We start from the raw sequence: 15,329 nt of genomic DNA, 5'->3' as shown, positions 1-15,329 counted from the left end.
CCCGAGCGAACCGAGGACTGAACATGGCCGACCGGCCCCTGACGCTGATGGCAGTGCACGCCCACCCCGACGACGAGGCCACCGGCACCGGCGGCGTCCTCGCCCGCTACGCCGCCGAGGGCATCCGCACCGTCCTCGTCACCTGCACCGACGGCGCCTGCGGCGACGGCCCCGGCGGCGTCAAGCCCGGCGAGGACGGACACGACCCGGCCGCGGTGGCCGCCCTGCGCCGCAAGGAGTTGGAGGCCAGCTGCCGGATCCTGGGCGTCGACCACCTCGAACTGCTCGAGTACGGCGACTCCGGGATGATGGGCTGGGCCGCCAACGACGCCCCCGGCTCGTTCTGGAGCACCCCCGTCGCCGACGGCGCCGCCCGCCTGGCCGAACTGCTGCACCACTACCGGCCCGACGTCCTCGTCACCTACGACGAGAACGGCTTCTACGGCCACCCCGACCACATCCAGGCCAACCGCATCACCATGGCCGCTCTGGAGCTGGCCCCCGGCCTGACGCCCAAGGTGTACTGGACCACCGCGCCGCACTCGTCGATGAAGCGCTTCTTCGAGGCGATGCAGGAGTTCGGCACCGACTGGGACGAGCAGGCCGGTGAGACCCCCGAGTCCTCCGAGCCGGCCGGAGAGGCCGGGGAGGCCGCCGCGGTGCCCGAGCTGCCCCCGATCGGCCTGCCCGACGAGGAGGTCACCACCTGGGTGGACACCCACGCCTGGGGCGGCCGGAAGTACGACGCGCTGGCCGCCCACGCCAGCCAGGGCGAGAACATCTTCTTCCTGCGGATGGGCAAGGAGCGCTTCACCGAACTGATGGGCACGGAGACCTTCGTCCGGGTCCGCGACACCACCGGCGCGGCCCTGCCCGAGGAGGACCTCTTCGCCGGCCTGCGCTGACGGCCCGTCCGTCCGGGCCCCGGCGGGAAGGACGGCGGCGGATGCGACGACGGGCGCCCCGGGTCAGCCGCCCGGGGCGCCCGGGGCCCGCACCGGGGCCTCCAGCAGGGGCCGGGGCACCGGCCGGGCGGCCCGGCCGGCGAGGTGGTGGACCAGCGGGTTGACCGGGAGGGTGGCGGCGAGGGCGGTCAGCAGCAGGACGGTGAAGAGCCGTTCGCCGATGATGCCCAGGTCCCGGCCCAGCGTCAGGATGAGGACCTCGCCCAGACCCTTGGTGTTGAGCAGCACGCCCAGGGTGGCGGCCTCGCGCCGGGGCACGCCGGTGAGGCGGGCGGCGAGGACGGCGCCGGCGAACTTGCCGCCCCAGGCCACGGCCAGCAGCACCCCGGCGGCGAGCAGGCCGCCGGTGCCGATGCCGTGCAGGTCCACGGACAGCCCGGTGAGGGCGAAGAAGACCGGGACGAGCAGGGCGCCGGCGTTGCGCAGCGGCAGTTGGACGGCCTGGCGCAGCTCCTCCCCCGCGTCCCGGGGCATGGCCAGGCCGAAGGCGAAGGCGCCGATCACCGCGTGCAGGCCGAGCCGGGAGGCCGTCCAGGCGGAGAGCAGGGCGCCGCCGGCGACGGCGAGCAGGATCAGCAGCGGATGGCCGGCGACGGCGCGCAGGGCGGGCCCGAGCAGCAGACGGCGCAGCAGCGGGCGCACCACCAGGGCCAGGACGGCGGCGTAGCCGGCGATCCGGGCGAGGGCGGGCAGCAGGCCGCCGTGGGCGGGTCCGTGGGCGGCGGCGCTGACGCCCGCCACGGCGCACCACAGGACGATCTCGGTGAGGGCGCCGCAGGCGGTGGCGAGCACGCCGGTGCCGTCGGCCTGGAGGTGGTTCTCCTCGACGATGCGGGCCAGGACGGACAGGGCGCTGGCGGACAGGGCGATGCCGAGGAAGACGGTGAACAGGGCCGGGGTGGCGGCCGGTCCGGCCAGGCCGGGGCGGCGGGTGAGCAGGACGGCCGCGAGGACGGCGGCGAAGGCGAAGGGCAGGGCGACCGAGGCGGTGGTGACGGCCAGGACGGTCCGGGCCCGGCCCGCCAGCCGGCGCAGGTCGAGTTCCCAGCCGGCGGCGAACATGAAGAGGACGATGCCGAGTTGGGCGACGACCGCGAGGTGGGCGCGGGCGGCGGGCGGGAAGAGCCGTTCGGTGGGGTCGCCGGGCAGCAGGCCGAGCACGCCGTGGCCGAGGATCACCCCGACGGCGATCTCGCCGATCACGACGGGCTGGCGCAGCCGGGTGCGCAGCGGGGTCAGGGCGACCCCGGCGAGCAGGACAACGGCGACGTCGGCCAGGACGGTCGTGGCGGAGGTGCCTTCCATCGCGCCGTCCCCTGGTCGCATGTACACGGTCGTACCGGTTCACTGCATTGTGCGTGGGGGCCGTGCGGGTGGCGGGGTGCGGCGCGGGCGGGTCGGGGTGTGGTGGGGTGCGGTGCGCCCCGGCGTGCGCGCCCGCCCCGGTCCGTAGCGGGTACGGTCCCCGGGGCGGGCGGTGTTCACGGCCGGCGGTGAGGCGTACGGCCGGTGAGGCGTACGGGCCTCGGGCGTACGGGCGGTGAGGCGTACGGGCGTCAGGCGGGGACGATGGCGAAGGAGCCGTTGCTGAGCGAAGTCTCGGTGTACTGGCCGCTGTTGATGGCCTGCGGGGAGTAGCTGTCGAAGACCTGGCCGTTGACGGTGACGCCGGAGAAGTCCAGGCGGTCGAAGGACGGGTAGCTCTGGCTGGGGGACTCTATGACGGCCTCGGCGCTGACGTTCTGCCCGTCGAGCTGCTGGGTGGTGTTCTCGGACCAGCCCTTGGTGGTGTCGGTGATCTGCAGCGTGTAGGTGGAGCCGCCGCTGTTGACGACGGAGGCGGTGAAGCTGTCGCCGGCGTCCACCGGGTCGTTGAAGTACTGCGGCGGGGCCGGGTACATCTCGTACCAGGCGGAGTAGACCGGGAAGCCGCTGGAGCAGTCGACCTGGACGCCGGTCTGTTCGACGGTCTGCGAGCCGTAGCCGTCGATGCCGACCCAGGGGGCGAACAGGTCGTTGGAGGTGTTGCACTGGACGGTGGGCATGGTCCAGGAGCCGGAGACGCTCTGGAAGCCGTTGCCCTGGGCGACGTAGCCGCCCCAGACGCCGCCGTCGTAGCGGGCGCCGTGGCCGTAGTGGTGGGCGCCGTAGCTGTGGGTGGCGTGGGTGGGGGCGGCGCTGGCCACGGGGGCGGCGAGGCCGGCGGCCGGCAGGGCCAGCAGGGCCGCGAGCGCGAGGCGGCCGGTGCGGGAAAGGGCCATGGGGGGCTCCTTGGCTGGGCGTTGTGGGGGTGCCGCCCAGCTTGGGGGCGCCGTGGCGGGGCCGGGAAGGGAGCTATGGGGGCCGGAACCCGACATGGCGTAAACATGTCAAGCGGTCAATCCCTTGATTTCGGCCACCGGGTGGCGCACAGTCACTCTGTTCCGCTGGCGGTGCAGGACGCGAGGAGGGTGTCGTGCCGGGGACGGGCATGCTCGGCGGGCTCGGGCTCGGCGCGCTGGAGGAGCAGCTCTACCTGCGACTGCTGGGCCTGCCGGCCGCCGATCCGCAGTGGCTGGCGGCGCAGTTGAACCTGCGGGCGTCCATGGTGGCGGCCGCGCTGGCGGTGCTGGCCGAACTGGGGCTGGTGGAGGCGTGCGCGGCCGGGGCGTGGACGGCGGTGCCGCCGGACGTGGCGCTGGAGGAGCTGCTGCTGCGGCGCGAGGTGGAGCTGCGGCGTGCCCGGGGCCGGATCGGCGAGCTGATGCGCGCCTACCGGCAGGGCCGCCCGGACGCGGAGGCGGCCGGGCCGGTGGAGGTGATCAGCGGGCGCCGCTCGATCGCCGACCTGTGGCGGACCCTGCAGCTGGGGGTGCGCGAACGGGTGCGGGTGCTGGACCGGCCGCCGTACGTACGGCGTTCCGATCCGCACACCGAACTGGCGCTGCTGGGGCGGGGGGTGGCGACCCGGGTGGTCTACCACAGCCGGGTGCTGCGCGATCCGGAGCGGCTGGCGGAGATCCGGACCTTCACGGCGGCCGGGGAGCAGGCCCGGGTGCACACCGAAGTGCCGCTGAAGCTGGCCCTGTTGGACGACCGGTGGGCGCTGCTGCCGGTGAGCGCGGGCACCGAACTGGAGAGTGTGCTGCTGATCCGGCCCTCGACCCTGCTGGACGCGCTGGCCGGGCTGTTCGAGCTGTACTGGGCGCACGGGATGCGGCTGCCGGAGCTGCCCGAGGAGCCGCCGGAGGACCGGCACCGGCAGTTGCTGACGCTGCTGGCCGCCGGACTCACCGACGAGTCGATCGCCCGGCAGCTGGGGGTGTCGACCCGTACGGTGCAGCGCTGGGTGCGGGAGCTGATGGACCGTTTCGGCGCCCGGACCCGGTTCCAGGCGGGCATCCAGGCGGCCCGGGCGCAGCTGCTGTGACGCCCCTTCAGCCGCGCGGGGCGAGCAGGTCGTCGAGTTCGGCGGCGTAGAGCAGGGCGGGGTCGAAGCCCATCGCGGTGAAGTGGCCGGCCAGTTCCAGGGACAGCACGCCGTGCAGGCGGGTCCACAGGCTCAGGAAGCGGTGCAGCGCCTCGGGCGGGGCGGGGTGGCCGAGGGTCCAGTCGCGGTGGTCGGCCAGGTGGGCGGCGAGCGCGGCGGGGGTGGACTCCGGCGTGGTGGGGCCTGCGGCGCCGGCGGCGGCGGACCCGGCGAGGACGGCGACGCACGCGTCGAGCAGGATCGTCATGATCTCGCCGGAGATCGCGGTGGTGTCCTCGGGCGCGTGGTAGCCGGGCACGGGCGTGCCGTAGATCAAAAAATAGCGCTGGGGGTCGGCCAGCGCCCACAGCCGCAGGGCGTGGGCCAGGGCCCGCAGGTCGGCGCCGCCCTCGGCGCCCACCTTCAGGGTGTCGGCGAGGCTGCGGTAGGCGTCGCGGACGAGTGCGGTGATCAGCTCGTCGCGGCCGGCGAAGTAGCGGTAGAGCGCGGGCCCGCTCAGGCCCATCTGCTTGGCGATGGCGTTGAGGGAGAGCGCGGAGGCCCCGGCCGTGGCGATCTGCTCCCGGGCGTGCCGCTTGACCTCCTCGCGTACCTGGGCGCGGTAGCGCTCCCTCGGGGTCTCCTCCGCCATGGTCCGCCGCCCCTTCCGCATCCGGATGAGCCACATCGCTACATCCTCAAGAATTAGTTAGAGGCTATCACTGAACCTGTTGACCCCGGCCGGGCCGAGGAGTTACAACTTCTAACGAACGAAGGAACGTCTAGCAGACCCTCCGTCGACCCCAGGGGACCACCATGTCCGGCACCCGCAGCACCCGCATCCACAGCACCCGCGTCCGCCCCGCCCTGTCCGCCGCCGCGCTCGCCGCCGCCCTGCTCGGCACCGCCGCCGTGCCCGCCCAGGCCGCCGGCACCCCGGCCACCACCCCGGCCACCACCCGCGCCACCACCCACCCCGGCGCCCACTCCCCCGCCCCGCTCACCTGCCGCGGCCAGGGCGTCGACCCCTCCGCCCGGATCCGCCACCGCACCGAGGCGGTGATCCACGCCCCGCTGTCCACCGTCTGGCGGCTGCAGAGCGACGTGGCGCACTGGCCGTCCTGGCAGAGCGCCGTGGCGAGCGCCGAGCGCCTGGACCACGGCCCGCTGCGGCCCGGCTCGGCGTTCCACTGGACCACCCCGCTGCCGCCCAACCCCGCCACCACCGCCCCCAGCCTGGACATCACCTCCACCGTGCAGCAGCTGAAGCCCGGCTCCTGCATCCGCTGGACCGGCCCCGCCACCGCCGAGGGCCTGCACATCGACGGCGTGCACGTGTGGACCTTCACCCCGGTGCGCGGCGGCGTCCTGGTGCGCACCGAGGAGACCCACACCGGGCCGCAGGTCGACGCGGACGTCCCGGTCGCGACGGCGATCCTGCGTCAAGGCCTGGACGCCTGGCTGCACGACCTCAAGGCCGCCGCCGAGGCGCGGGGCTGACCGCCCGTCGCACGCCCCCCGGCCCCGCTCCCCGCGCGAGTGCGCAGGTCAGGAGCGGGGCCAGGTGTGCGTGGGAGGCCGGATGACCATGAGAATGGTGCGGACAGTCCCCCGAAAGTTCAGAGAAGGAACCCCCACATGGATCTCGGCGTGCGCTGGAAGCTGCACGGTGACGGGCGGACGCCCGCACCGGGAGCGGTCGTCCGCCCCGACGAACGACTCTCCTGGCCCCGGACGGCAGGGCTCGGCGCCCAGCACGTGGTGGCCATGTTCGGCGCGAGCTTCGTGGCTCCGGTGCTGATGGGGCTGGACCCCAACCTGGCGATCATGATGTCCGGCGTCTCGACCGTGATCTTCCTGCTGGCCACCCGCGGCCGGATCCCCAGCTACCTCGGCTGCTCGCTGTCCTTCGTCGGGGTCGCCGCGGTGATCCGGGCCCAGGGCGGCACCAGCGCGACGGTGACCGGCGCGGTGCTCGTGGTGGGCGCGGTGCTGTTCCTGGCGGGCCTGGCGGTGCAGTACTTCGGGGCGCGGATCATCCACGCGGCGATGCCGCCGATCGTCACCGGCGCCGTCGTCATGCTGATCGGCTTCAACCTGGCCCCGGTGACCGCCTCGACGTACTGGCCGCAGGACCAGTGGACGGCGCTGCTGGTGATGCTGTTCACCGGGCTCGCGGTGGTGTGCCTGCGCGGGTTCTGGTCGCGGGTGGCGATCTTCCTGGGGCTGCTCTTCGGGTACGGGATCTCCTTCCTGTTCGACCGCGTCTTCGGCAGGATCCACTCGGTGGACGCGGCCGGGCACCTGACCGACCACTGGCGCCTGGACCTGTCCGGCGTCGGCAAGGCGGACTGGATCGGCCTGCCCGCCTTCCACGGCCCCTCCTTCCAGTGGTCCGCGATCCTGGTCGCGCTGCCCGTGGTGATCGCCCTGATCGCGGAGAACGCCGGGCACATCAAGGCCGTCGGCGAGATGACCGGGGCGAACCTGGACGACAAGCTGGGCACCGCGATCTCCGCGGACGGCGTCGGCTCGATGCTCTCCACCGCGCTCGGCGGCCCGCCCAACACCACGTACTCCGAGAACATCGGCGTGATGGCCGCCACCCGGGTCTACTCCACCGCCGCCTACTGGGCCGCGGCCGGCTTCGCCCTGCTGTTCGGCGTCTGCCCGAAGTTCGGCGCGGTCGTGGCCGCGATCCCCGGCGGGGTGCTCGGCGGCATCACCGTCATCCTGTACGGCATGATCGGCCTGCTCGGCGCGCAGATCTGGATCAAGTCCGGGGTCGACCTGCGAAACCCGCTGAACCTGGTGCCGGCCGCCGCGGGCATCATCATCGGCATCGGCAACGTCACCCTGAAGTTCACCGACACCTTCAGCCTCAGCGGCATCGCCCTGGGCACCCTGGTCGTCATCACCGGCTACCACGCGCTGCGCGCGCTGGCCCCCGCCCACCTGAAGACGCAGGAGCCGCTGCTGGACGAGGGGACGTCCTCGTACGACGAACCGTCCGGGACCGCCGGGGGCGACAACCGGCAGAAGTGACCAGGACATGACCGGCGGATACTTCCGCCGGTCGTTCCGCCTTGCCGCCGGGTGGTCGAATCACAGGCAGCGATTCGACCACCCCGTTCCCCCACTGGGAGTGGCATGTCCGTCCTGCCCCACCACCGCCGGCTCACCGTCGGGGCCGTGACCCTCGCTGTGTTCGCGATCTCCTGCAACTCGGCCACCGCCAGCACCACCGCCGCCGCAGGCAAGGTCCAGTGGCCCCCGAGCACCAAGACCGACCCCTTCCCCTTCCCCAACGTGCAGTGCGCCGCCCCGAGCACCTTCGGTGTCGTCAAGGCTCGAATGGTCACCGATTGCCGACACGGCAATGCACCCGATCGAAATCGACTTGACTTCCTCTCCCGGCTAACGCCGGGAGAATCCGGCCATGCGTGTGCGCGTGGCCGGTGGTTGGCGCTTCGCTGACCGGCCAGTGCCGAGGTCTCCACGCCCTGACACCGCATGCCCTGCGGCGTTGAGGATGTTCTTCGCGGCGTTCACGTCGGCGTGATCCGCATGCCCGCAGGCGGTGCACCGAAAGTCGGCTTGGCTCTCGCGCGACTTGGGGTCCACGTGCTTGCAGGCGTTACAGGTCTGCGACGTGTACGCGGGGTCAACCAGCACCACTTCGGTCCCGGTGGTGCGCGCCGCATTGCGCAGCGCGAGTTCGAGCAAGCGCCATCCCTTGTCCAGGATGGCACGGTTGAGTCCCGCCTTGGCACAGACGTAGCGGCCGGGCCGCTCTACGGTTCCGGCCGCCGAGGCGGTCATGTTCCGGATACGCAGGTCTTCCAACACCACCACCGCGTTCCGGGTGGTCAGCCCGGCTCCGGTCTGGGCGCAGAAGTCCGCCCGGCGGTTGCGGACCCGGCTGGTGATGGCGTTGATCTTCGCCAGCACCGCCTTGCGCCGGTTGCTGCCGCGCTTGCACCTGGCCAGCTGTTGCTGCAGCCGTCGTTGCCTGGCAGCTTCCCCGGGTGTGGCAAACGGCCGATCGTGGAAGTCGCCGTTACTGGTCGTCGCGGCGACCTTCACGCCCCGGTCCACACCCACCGCTGTGTCCGGCATCGCGTGCCGCTCCGGCGTGGATTTGCCGTCCTCAACCAGGAACGAGACGAACCAACGTCGCCCCTGCCGGGTGACGGTAGCCGACCGGATGTCGCCGCCGAGGGGACGGGACCAGCGGAACCGGACCCAGCCGAGTTTCGGCAGCTTCGCCCGGCCCCACTTCCGGGCTATCCTCTCGACCGTGATCCGGTTTCCAGCCGGGAACCGGAACGACGGCGACCAGCGGGCCTTCGACCGCCAGCGGACCCTGAACGTGCCATGAGTCCGGCACGCCTTGTCGAGATCGCGAAGTGTCTGTTGCAGCACGTGCGATGGAGCATCCGCCAGCCACGGGAACTCCCGCTTAGCCTCAGCCAGCTCAGCGGCTTGCGGCACGTAGTCCATGAACGCACCCCGCCACCGGTATTCCCGGCGCTGCTCCAGAGCGGTGTTCCAGACCGACCGGCAGACGTCGCCGAACATCTCGCACAACTCGGTCTGAGTCTCACTGAGTTCAAGCCGGTACCTACGCCCGGACAACATCGTGGAACACCCCCTTCGACAGCTGCGGTCAACATAAGGCACACCACTGACATTGATGCTGATACTCAGGTTCCGGTGGTCGTGGCTCTGCCACTGACTGACGCCCTGCTGGGCTGTCTTCGGGTTGTTCTGTCCGGCCGCCGGGACCTGTTCAACAGGCCCGGACCGCAACGGACGCGGCCCGGGGCCGGTCGTCGTCCCGGCCCGCGCGCCGGGTGAAGCCGACCGCCGGGGGCGGTCAGCGGATCCGGGCGACGCGGGCCGCCGCCACGGCCACCAGCAGCCCCAGACCGACACAGGCCGCGCAGACCAGGAACATCGTCCGGTACCCGGTGGCCTCGGCGACCAGCCCGAGCGAGCCACTGCCGGCGGCGAGGCCCACCGTGAAGCAGGCCCCGAAGGTCGACAGCGCCGTGGCGCGCTGGCGTTCACCGACCGAGCGCACCACGAACAGTCCCAGCACCGGGTAGATCTGCCACATGCCGACCCCGGTGAGCACACCGCCGATCACGCCCAGAGCAAGGCCGTCCGACAGCCCGATGAGCGCGACGCCCAGGGCCTCGACGAGGAACAGGGCGGCCAGCGCCACCGGCCGCGTGGCCTCCCAGCGGATCCAGGTGCTCGCTATCCGCAGCAGCACCACGGTCAGGGAGTACGCGGTGACCACGGCCGCTCCCCCGGCGACACCGAGGGCGTCGAACTTGGCGACCGCGAAGCCGGAGACCGCCGCGAACCCGAACGCGGTGAAGACCAGCGCGACGCTGGACAGCACGGTGCCCAGCAGCGCCCGGCCCCGCTCGATGCCGCCCCGCTCCGCCGCCTTCGGGGGCAGGCGCACCTCGGGTACCGAGAGGGCGATGGGGATGACGGGCAGGGCGAGCAGCCCGGCGATCACGAACGTGGCCGTCGTGCCCACCAGGTGCTCGACCAGCGTGCCCAGCGGGGCGCCCAGGCCGATGGCCACGTAGATGACGGTGCCGCTCAACCCCAGCGCCCAGCTCTGCCGGTCCTTGCCGACCAGCTGCACCGGCCAGACCCCGGTCGCGGCCAGCATCACGCCCATGCCGATGCCGACCAGCATGCGCAGGCCGACGAGTTCGGCGATCGACCCGGCCAGCGGGTAGCAGACGGTGGCGAGCGTGGTCAGTATCGTGCCGCCGATCGTCAGCACCCGGGCGCCGAGGCGGTTCATCAGCGCACCCGACACCGGACGGGACAGCAGCGCGGTCAGCGCGTAACCGCCGACGACCGCGCCGACCTCGGCGGGGCCGCCGTGAAGTCGGCCGGTGACGTGGCCGGGAAGGATCGGGATGGTCAGCGCGAACGGCATGTAGCCGATGCCGCTGCCCAGCGCGATCAGCAGGGCCTGCCGTACAGATCGCTTGTCGGTAGTTTCGGCAGCAGGCTGCGCCAGCTCTTCGGTCTGCACACTCACAGGTTCACTCCCCCAGGTTCACGAACCCCCTCACCGCGTCGGTGACGGCCCGGGCCGCAGCGGATGCGGCCCGGGCCCACTGTTTCAGATGGCGCCGAACTCCCCACTGCGGACTGCGGTGATGAACGACTCCCAGGCCTCGGCCGGAAAGACGAGCGCCGACCCCTGAGGGTCCTTCGAGTCGCGAACGGGAGCCAGGCCGGGGAAACCCGGCGCTACCTCCACGCAGTCGCCCCCGTTGTTGGAGTACGAGGACTTGCCCCAGAAGGCTCCGGACAGGTCTACACGGTCGGCCATGACGCTCCCTCTCAGATGTCGCCGAACTCGCCGCTGCGGACACCGGCGACGAACGACTCCCAAGCCTCGGCCGGGAAGACCAAGGCCGGCCCGTCGGGGTCCTTGGAATCACGGACGGGAGCGAGGCCGGGGAAGGCCGCTGCCACCTCGACGCAGGTACCGCCGTTGTTGCTGTAACTGCTCTTGAACCATGCGGCGTCGGACAGGTCTACACGGTCGGCCATGATGCTCCTCTCAGACTTCACCGAACTCACCGCTGCGGACAGCGGCGACGAACGACTCCCAGACCTCGGCCGGGAAGACCAGGACCGGGCCGTCGGGGTCCTTGGAGTCACGGACTCTGCCCGGGAGCGCGTCATCTACCTCGATGCAGCCGCCCCCGCCATTGCTGTAGGTGCTCTTGCGCCACTTGGCGCCCGTTGGGTCATGCATGGTCCAGCTCCATCCGTGCCTCCCGGATCATGGCCGAACTGTCCTGCTGGCTGAGTGCGTTGAGCTGGAGTCGATCGTATCTATCGACCCATCGGTCCACATCCCCGCATTCAGCACCCACCCCCGGCTCGCAGGAGGAAGACGACAGGCCCGGACCACAGCGAATGCGGTCCGGGCCTGTCGCTCAGACGTCGCCGAACTCGCCGCTGCGGACGGCGGCGACGAACGACTTCCAGGCCTCGGCCGGGAAGACCAGGACCGGGCCGCTGGGGTCCTTGGAGTCACGGACCCTGCCCGGGAGCACGTCATCTACCTCAATGCAGCCGCCCTGCCCGTTGCTGTAGGTGCTCTTGCGCCACGCGGCGTCGGTCAGGTCAACTTGCATTGCCTTCATAGTCCTCTCGTGTCTCCCGGATCTTGACGAGACTGTCCGGTTGATTCAGGGCGTTCACCTGCAGTCGATCGTACTTTCCAGCCCACACGGATACGACCTCGATGTCCTGCTCCAGGAAGCCCCTTTGAAGGGTCTCCGTGTACCCGACCATGGTCCGGTTCGCCAGGGTGAGCAGCGTGACCGAGTGCGAGAACGGCCGCTCCTCGCCAAGCGCGGAGGGCGCGATTTGGATCACGATGTTCGGCCTTGCCGCCAAGCGCTCCAGGTGCTGTAGCTGCTGGGCCATGGTGCCTGGCCCGCCGATCGGACGTCGGAGGACCGACTCATCAAGGACGACATGAACTGCTGACGTGCGGTCAAGGATTCGCTGTCGCACGGACTTGAGCTTCAGACGCTCGTCTGCCTGCTCCTGCGTCGCCTCGCCGCGCCGAACTGGCGCCATCTCATACGCAGCGCTGTAGCCCGCGTGTTGAAGTATGCCTGGAACCATGTCCAGCTCGAAGATCCTGATAGCCAGAGCTTCGCGTTCCTTTGCCGCGTACTCAGGGAAGCCCGGGATCAAGGATCCATTCTTCCAACTCCACCACAAGAGTTCGAGCGAGCCACCGGCATCCAACGCAGCATCACAGAGAGCGATGAACTTTAAGCTCGGAGCCGTTTTCCCCGTCTCTACGTTCGAGATGTAGACACTTGAGTACCTGACCAGCTCCCCCAACTCTGCCTGGGTCAAGCCCTTTACATCCCGCAGCGTGCGGAGATGAACGACCAGCGCCGCCAAGGGTGATGACTTTGGATCAAGCGTGCGACGGTTCAAGATCAGCTCCAACTTAAAGCAGAACCAACTGGAGAGTTCAAGTCCTTCCGATCGTAGAGGTCGACACGGGAGCATGGCTACACCCGGTGATTCGCCGGACGCACAGCGCAACCTGCGGAGACCCCCATGCCTGACGCGCAGAACCCCTCTCTTCCCTTCCAACTCCACGAGGTCGTCCAGGACTTCAGTCACCTGGCGGACGGGAGGCCGCGCGAGGGCGTCTTCGTCGAGGTGATGCTCGGGAACGCGATTCTCCGGCCCCTGGGGGTGACCGGCCCGGAGTGGCGCGCCGCCCCGGCCTTCCTGCGGCCCCTCACCCCGCGTGAGACCGCGCCCGGCACCTGCGGGAAGCCGCGCCGTCGGCCGCTGTGACCATCGTTCTCCGCACCCCTGGAGCACAGTTGAACAGGACCAGCCTCATGAGCCGTCCCCCCGCCCGTCGTTCGGGCCAGCAGGTCTTCGTCCTGCGCGAGGACCCCGACGGGTCGGACGAGTTCTCCGTCCTCCTGGTCGACCCCTCCTACAAGGACGGCATGACCCTGCCCGGCGGCAGCGCCGAGCAGGACGAGCTGCCGCACCTCGCGGCCCGCCGGCACCTCGAAACCGAGACCGGGCTCGTCCTCTCCCTCCGGACCATCCTCACCATCGACTACGTCCCCGCCGCGGCCTTCCCCGAGGGCGTGAACTTCGTCTACGCGGGCGGACTGCTCACGCACCGCCAGCCGAGGCCGTCCACCGCCACCAGCCGCCGCCGGAGATCCGCGGCCTGCACTGGATCCCGCAGTCCAAGCTGCGCGAGGTCACGACGGATGACCAGTACCGCCGCATCGACGACGCCTGGGACGCCTGGGAGCACGGCGCCGGCCTGCCCCTCCTCGTCCGGGGCGTCCCGGTCCCGGTGGGCTGATCGGCACGGCGCCATTTCTGGACTTGTGGGTCCATTTTCGCCTGCCTAACGTGCTGGACGTTCCCTCCGAACGAACCGCACAGAAGGGCGGCACCCCATGCACGCGATCCGGATCGAGGAGCACGGCGGCCCCGAGGTCATGCGCTGGACCGAGCTGCCCGACCCCGTCCCCGGCCCCGGCGAGGCCGTGGTGCGCGTGGCGGCGGCCGGGGTGAACTACCTCGACGTCGGCGCCCGCGCGCAGGGCGGATTCGGCTGGGCGGCACCGACGGTCCTGGGCGTCGAGGGCGCCGGCCGGGTCACCGCCCTCGGCGCGGGAGTGACGGGCCTGGCCGTCGGCGACCGGGTCGCCTGGTACTACCACCCGGGCAGCTACGCCGAGTTGCTCGCCGTCCCGGCTGACGAGCTGGTCAAGGTGCCCGACGGGATCGACGACGAGACGGCGGCCGCGGTGATGCTCCAGGGCCTGACCGCCAGCCACCTGAGCACCGAGACCTACCCCGTCGGCCCGGGCGACACCGCCGTGGTGCACGCGGCCGCCGGCGGGGTCGGTCTGCTGCTCACCCAGTTCGTCAAGGCCCGCGGCGGCAGCGTCATCGGCCTGGTCTCGCGCGAGGAGAAGGCCGCCGTGGCGAAGGAGGCCGGCGCCGACCACGTCCTGGTCCACGCCGGCCCCGGCTTCGAGGAGCGGGTGCGGGAGCTGACCGGCGGCCGCGGCGCCGACGTCGTCTACGACGGCAGTGGCGCCGAGACCTTCGCCTCCTCCCAGCTGGCGCTGCGCCCGCACGGCGTGCACGCCTACTACGGCCCCTTCCTCGGCGTCCCGACGCTGCGGCCCACCGACCTGCCCAACAGCATCCTGCTGTCCTTCCCCCTGGTACGTCACCACGTCCCCACCCGCGAGGCCCTGGTGCGGCGCAGCGGCGAGCTGTTCGACCTGGTCCTGGACGGTCGGCTGACCCTGCGGGTCACCGGCCGCTACCCGCTGGCCGAGGCGGCCCGGGCGCACGCGGACCTGGAATCGCGGCGCACCACCGGCAAGTTGCTGCTGCTGACCTGACCGGCACGGTACGGGGCCGTCGGAAGCACAGGAGGACGGATGACGCTGACCCGCAAGGGCGCCGCCACCAGGGCGCGCATCGTCGAGGGCGCGGCCGGGCAGATCCGCGAGGAGGGCGTGTTCGCGCTGCGCCTGGAGGACGTCATGGCCCGGACGGCGACCAGCAAGAGCCAGCTGTTCCACTACTTCCCGGGCGGCAAGGACGAGTTGCTGCTGGCCGTGGCCCATCACGAGGCGGACCGGATCCTCGACGACCAGCAGCCCGAACTGGGCGCGCTGACCAGCTGGGAGGCCTGGTGGCGGTGGCGGGACAAGGTGGTGGCCCGCTACCGGGCGCAGGGCGCCCACTGTCCGCTGCAGACGGCCCTGTCCCGGCGCGGCCCGGCCGCCTCCGACGCGGCGCGCGCGGTGGCGGGCCGGCTGATGGACCGGTGGCAGGAGCAGATCGCCGCGGGCATCCGCCACCTCCAGGACGCCGGCGAGGTCACGGCGGGGCTGGACGCGGAGCGGGAGGCGGCGGCGCTGCTGGCCGGGGTGCAGGGCGGGGTGGCGATCCTGCTGGCCACCGGGTCGACGATCCACTTGGAGGCGGCCCTGGACTCCGGTCTCGCCCGGCTGCGCGAGGCCCGTCCAGCCGACTGACCCGCGCGGCCGATGGCTGCTGGTCTGGACCAGTACGCCGGAATGTGGCGCGGGACACTCCAAAAGGGGCTCCGGGTGAGAAGGGTCACCCGGAGCGCCCCGGAGGGCGGGCGGACGGCGACAGGGCCCGCGAGGACTGGGCTGGACGTGAACCGGCACGGCCGAAGGCCCTGTCCGCTTCGGGACCTTGGTCACGAATCCGGCCGACCTTCGGCCCGGTGGTTCACCCTCCGTACCCGGGCAACCGTGGACGGTCGCCCGGTGTGACCGGGCGATGGAGCCGTCCATGGTGGG

The 15,329-nt window shown here is 71.7% G+C and carries 18 protein-coding genes; 8 read left to right on the top strand and 10 right to left on the bottom strand.

Features of this window, described 5'->3' with window-relative positions; all coding sequences use genetic code 11:
• The first annotated feature begins 23 nt into the window (after positions 1 to 23).
• Positions 24 to 905, top strand: coding sequence for a PIG-L family deacetylase (locus ACZ3YL_RS18345; protein ID WP_188303316.1), 882 nt, complete (start codon positions 24 to 26; stop codon positions 903 to 905).
• Between the two features lie 63 nt (positions 906 to 968).
• On the opposite strand, the gene ACZ3YL_RS18340 is transcribed toward ACZ3YL_RS18345, so the two are convergent.
• Positions 969 to 2,270: a cation:proton antiporter gene (locus ACZ3YL_RS18340; protein WP_465658436.1), complete on the bottom strand. Its 1,302-nt coding sequence runs from the start codon at positions 2,268 to 2,270 to the stop codon at positions 969 to 971.
• 251 nt (positions 2,271 to 2,521) lie between these two features.
• Positions 2,522 to 3,226 (bottom strand): G1 family glutamic endopeptidase, encoded by a 705-nt coding sequence (locus tag ACZ3YL_RS18335; protein ID WP_465658434.1) that lies wholly within the window; start codon positions 3,224 to 3,226, stop codon positions 2,522 to 2,524.
• 194 nt (positions 3,227 to 3,420) lie between these two features.
• Here ACZ3YL_RS18335 and ACZ3YL_RS18330 point away from each other — a divergent pair, with 194 nt between their 5' ends.
• Complete coding sequence (locus ACZ3YL_RS18330) at positions 3,421 to 4,374, top strand: LuxR C-terminal-related transcriptional regulator (RefSeq protein ID WP_317620935.1); 954 nt, start codon at positions 3,421 to 3,423, stop codon at positions 4,372 to 4,374.
• A gap of 7 nt (positions 4,375 to 4,381) precedes the next feature.
• On the opposite strand, the gene ACZ3YL_RS18325 is transcribed toward ACZ3YL_RS18330, so the two are convergent.
• The gene (locus ACZ3YL_RS18325) at positions 4,382 to 5,065 is read right to left on the bottom strand and encodes a TetR/AcrR family transcriptional regulator (protein ID WP_465658432.1); all 684 of its coding nucleotides are present in this window, start codon (positions 5,063 to 5,065) and stop codon (positions 4,382 to 4,384) included.
• A gap of 164 nt (positions 5,066 to 5,229) precedes the next feature.
• Between ACZ3YL_RS18325 and ACZ3YL_RS18320 the strand changes: the two genes are divergently transcribed.
• On the top strand, positions 5,230 to 5,913 hold the full coding sequence (locus ACZ3YL_RS18320) for an SRPBCC family protein (protein WP_465658430.1): 684 nt from the start codon (positions 5,230 to 5,232) through the stop codon (positions 5,911 to 5,913).
• Positions 5,914 to 6,051: 138 nt separating this feature from the next.
• Entirely contained in the window at positions 6,052 to 7,458 is a 1,407-nt protein-coding gene (locus tag ACZ3YL_RS18315) for a uracil-xanthine permease family protein (RefSeq protein WP_188303321.1), read from the top strand.
• A 372-nt stretch (positions 7,459 to 7,830) separates the two neighbouring features.
• Here ACZ3YL_RS18315 and ACZ3YL_RS18310 read toward each other — a convergent pair whose 3' ends face one another.
• The 7 genes from ACZ3YL_RS18310 to ACZ3YL_RS18280 all read right to left on the bottom strand — a co-directional run bounded on the left by ACZ3YL_RS18310 (position 7,831) and on the right by ACZ3YL_RS18280 (position 12,426).
• Positions 7,831 to 9,054: an RNA-guided endonuclease InsQ/TnpB family protein gene (locus ACZ3YL_RS18310; RefSeq protein ID WP_465658428.1), complete on the bottom strand. Its 1,224-nt coding sequence runs from the start codon at positions 9,052 to 9,054 to the stop codon at positions 7,831 to 7,833.
• A gap of 238 nt (positions 9,055 to 9,292) precedes the next feature.
• Positions 9,293 to 10,489: an MFS transporter gene (locus tag ACZ3YL_RS18305; RefSeq protein ID WP_465658426.1), complete on the bottom strand. Its 1,197-nt coding sequence runs from the start codon at positions 10,487 to 10,489 to the stop codon at positions 9,293 to 9,295.
• Between the two features lie 84 nt (positions 10,490 to 10,573).
• Positions 10,574 to 10,786, bottom strand: coding sequence for a DUF397 domain-containing protein (locus ACZ3YL_RS18300; RefSeq protein WP_465658424.1), 213 nt, complete (start codon positions 10,784 to 10,786; stop codon positions 10,574 to 10,576).
• A gap of 11 nt (positions 10,787 to 10,797) precedes the next feature.
• On the bottom strand, positions 10,798 to 11,010 hold the full coding sequence (locus tag ACZ3YL_RS18295) for a DUF397 domain-containing protein (RefSeq protein ID WP_465658422.1): 213 nt from the start codon (positions 11,008 to 11,010) through the stop codon (positions 10,798 to 10,800).
• 10 nt (positions 11,011 to 11,020) lie between these two features.
• Positions 11,021 to 11,218 (bottom strand): DUF397 domain-containing protein, encoded by a 198-nt coding sequence (locus ACZ3YL_RS18290; RefSeq protein WP_465658420.1) that lies wholly within the window; start codon positions 11,216 to 11,218, stop codon positions 11,021 to 11,023.
• A 184-nt stretch (positions 11,219 to 11,402) separates the two neighbouring features.
• On the bottom strand, positions 11,403 to 11,603 hold the full coding sequence (locus ACZ3YL_RS18285) for a DUF397 domain-containing protein (protein ID WP_465658418.1): 201 nt from the start codon (positions 11,601 to 11,603) through the stop codon (positions 11,403 to 11,405).
• The gene (locus tag ACZ3YL_RS18280) at positions 11,593 to 12,426 is read right to left on the bottom strand and encodes a helix-turn-helix domain-containing protein (protein ID WP_465658416.1); all 834 of its coding nucleotides are present in this window, start codon (positions 12,424 to 12,426) and stop codon (positions 11,593 to 11,595) included. Before ACZ3YL_RS18280 ends, ACZ3YL_RS18285 begins: the two co-directional genes overlap by 11 nt.
• 126 nt (positions 12,427 to 12,552) lie before the next feature.
• Here ACZ3YL_RS18280 and ACZ3YL_RS18275 point away from each other — a divergent pair, with 126 nt between their 5' ends.
• The 4 genes from ACZ3YL_RS18275 to ACZ3YL_RS18260 are packed head-to-tail and all read left to right on the top strand — an operon-like array spanning position 12,553 to position 15,035.
• The gene (locus ACZ3YL_RS18275; protein WP_465658414.1) at positions 12,553 to 12,798 is read left to right on the top strand and encodes a hypothetical protein; all 246 of its coding nucleotides are present in this window, start codon (positions 12,553 to 12,555) and stop codon (positions 12,796 to 12,798) included.
• Between the two features lie 47 nt (positions 12,799 to 12,845).
• Positions 12,846 to 13,382 carry an NUDIX domain-containing protein gene (locus ACZ3YL_RS18270; protein WP_465658411.1) on the top strand — a complete coding sequence of 179 codons (537 nt, stop codon included), beginning with the start codon at positions 12,846 to 12,848 and terminating at the stop codon, positions 13,380 to 13,382.
• Between the two features lie 48 nt (positions 13,383 to 13,430).
• Positions 13,431 to 14,393, top strand: a complete 963-nt coding sequence (locus tag ACZ3YL_RS18265; RefSeq protein WP_465658409.1) for a quinone oxidoreductase family protein — start codon at positions 13,431 to 13,433, stop codon at positions 14,391 to 14,393.
• A 39-nt stretch (positions 14,394 to 14,432) separates the two neighbouring features.
• A complete protein-coding gene (locus ACZ3YL_RS18260; protein ID WP_188303333.1) occupies positions 14,433 to 15,035 on the top strand; it encodes a TetR/AcrR family transcriptional regulator in 603 nt (200 codons plus the stop codon).
• Positions 15,036 to 15,329 lie beyond the last annotated feature (294 nt).

Source organism: Kitasatospora sp. NPDC023176 (assembly GCF_055560495.1).
The sequence above is the reverse complement of the archived record's forward strand: the minus strand, read 5'-3'. Positions and strand labels throughout refer to the sequence as shown.

Coding starts and splice junctions, on each gene's coding strand:
- ACZ3YL_RS18345 (WP_188303316.1), top strand. CDS start 24: ATGGCCGACCGGCCCCTGACGCTGATGGCAGTGCACGCCCACCCCGAC.
- ACZ3YL_RS18340 (WP_465658436.1), bottom strand. CDS start 2,270: ATGGAAGGCACCTCCGCCACGACCGTCCTGGCCGACGTCGCCGTTGTC.
- ACZ3YL_RS18335 (WP_465658434.1), bottom strand. CDS start 3,226: ATGGCCCTTTCCCGCACCGGCCGCCTCGCGCTCGCGGCCCTGCTGGCC.
- ACZ3YL_RS18325 (WP_465658432.1), bottom strand. CDS start 5,065: ATGGCGGAGGAGACCCCGAGGGAGCGCTACCGCGCCCAGGTACGCGAG.
- ACZ3YL_RS18320 (WP_465658430.1), top strand. CDS start 5,230: ATGTCCGGCACCCGCAGCACCCGCATCCACAGCACCCGCGTCCGCCCC.
- ACZ3YL_RS18315 (WP_188303321.1), top strand. CDS start 6,052: ATGGATCTCGGCGTGCGCTGGAAGCTGCACGGTGACGGGCGGACGCCC.
- ACZ3YL_RS18310 (WP_465658428.1), bottom strand. CDS start 9,054: ATGTTGTCCGGGCGTAGGTACCGGCTTGAACTCAGTGAGACTCAGACC.
- ACZ3YL_RS18300 (WP_465658424.1), bottom strand. CDS start 10,786: ATGGCCGACCGTGTAGACCTGTCCGGAGCCTTCTGGGGCAAGTCCTCG.
- ACZ3YL_RS18295 (WP_465658422.1), bottom strand. CDS start 11,010: ATGGCCGACCGTGTAGACCTGTCCGACGCCGCATGGTTCAAGAGCAGT.
- ACZ3YL_RS18290 (WP_465658420.1), bottom strand. CDS start 11,218: ATGCATGACCCAACGGGCGCCAAGTGGCGCAAGAGCACCTACAGCAAT.
- ACZ3YL_RS18285 (WP_465658418.1), bottom strand. CDS start 11,603: ATGCAAGTTGACCTGACCGACGCCGCGTGGCGCAAGAGCACCTACAGC.
- ACZ3YL_RS18275 (WP_465658414.1), top strand. CDS start 12,553: ATGCCTGACGCGCAGAACCCCTCTCTTCCCTTCCAACTCCACGAGGTC.
- ACZ3YL_RS18270 (WP_465658411.1), top strand. CDS start 12,846: ATGAGCCGTCCCCCCGCCCGTCGTTCGGGCCAGCAGGTCTTCGTCCTG.
- ACZ3YL_RS18265 (WP_465658409.1), top strand. CDS start 13,431: ATGCACGCGATCCGGATCGAGGAGCACGGCGGCCCCGAGGTCATGCGC.
- ACZ3YL_RS18260 (WP_188303333.1), top strand. CDS start 14,433: ATGACGCTGACCCGCAAGGGCGCCGCCACCAGGGCGCGCATCGTCGAG.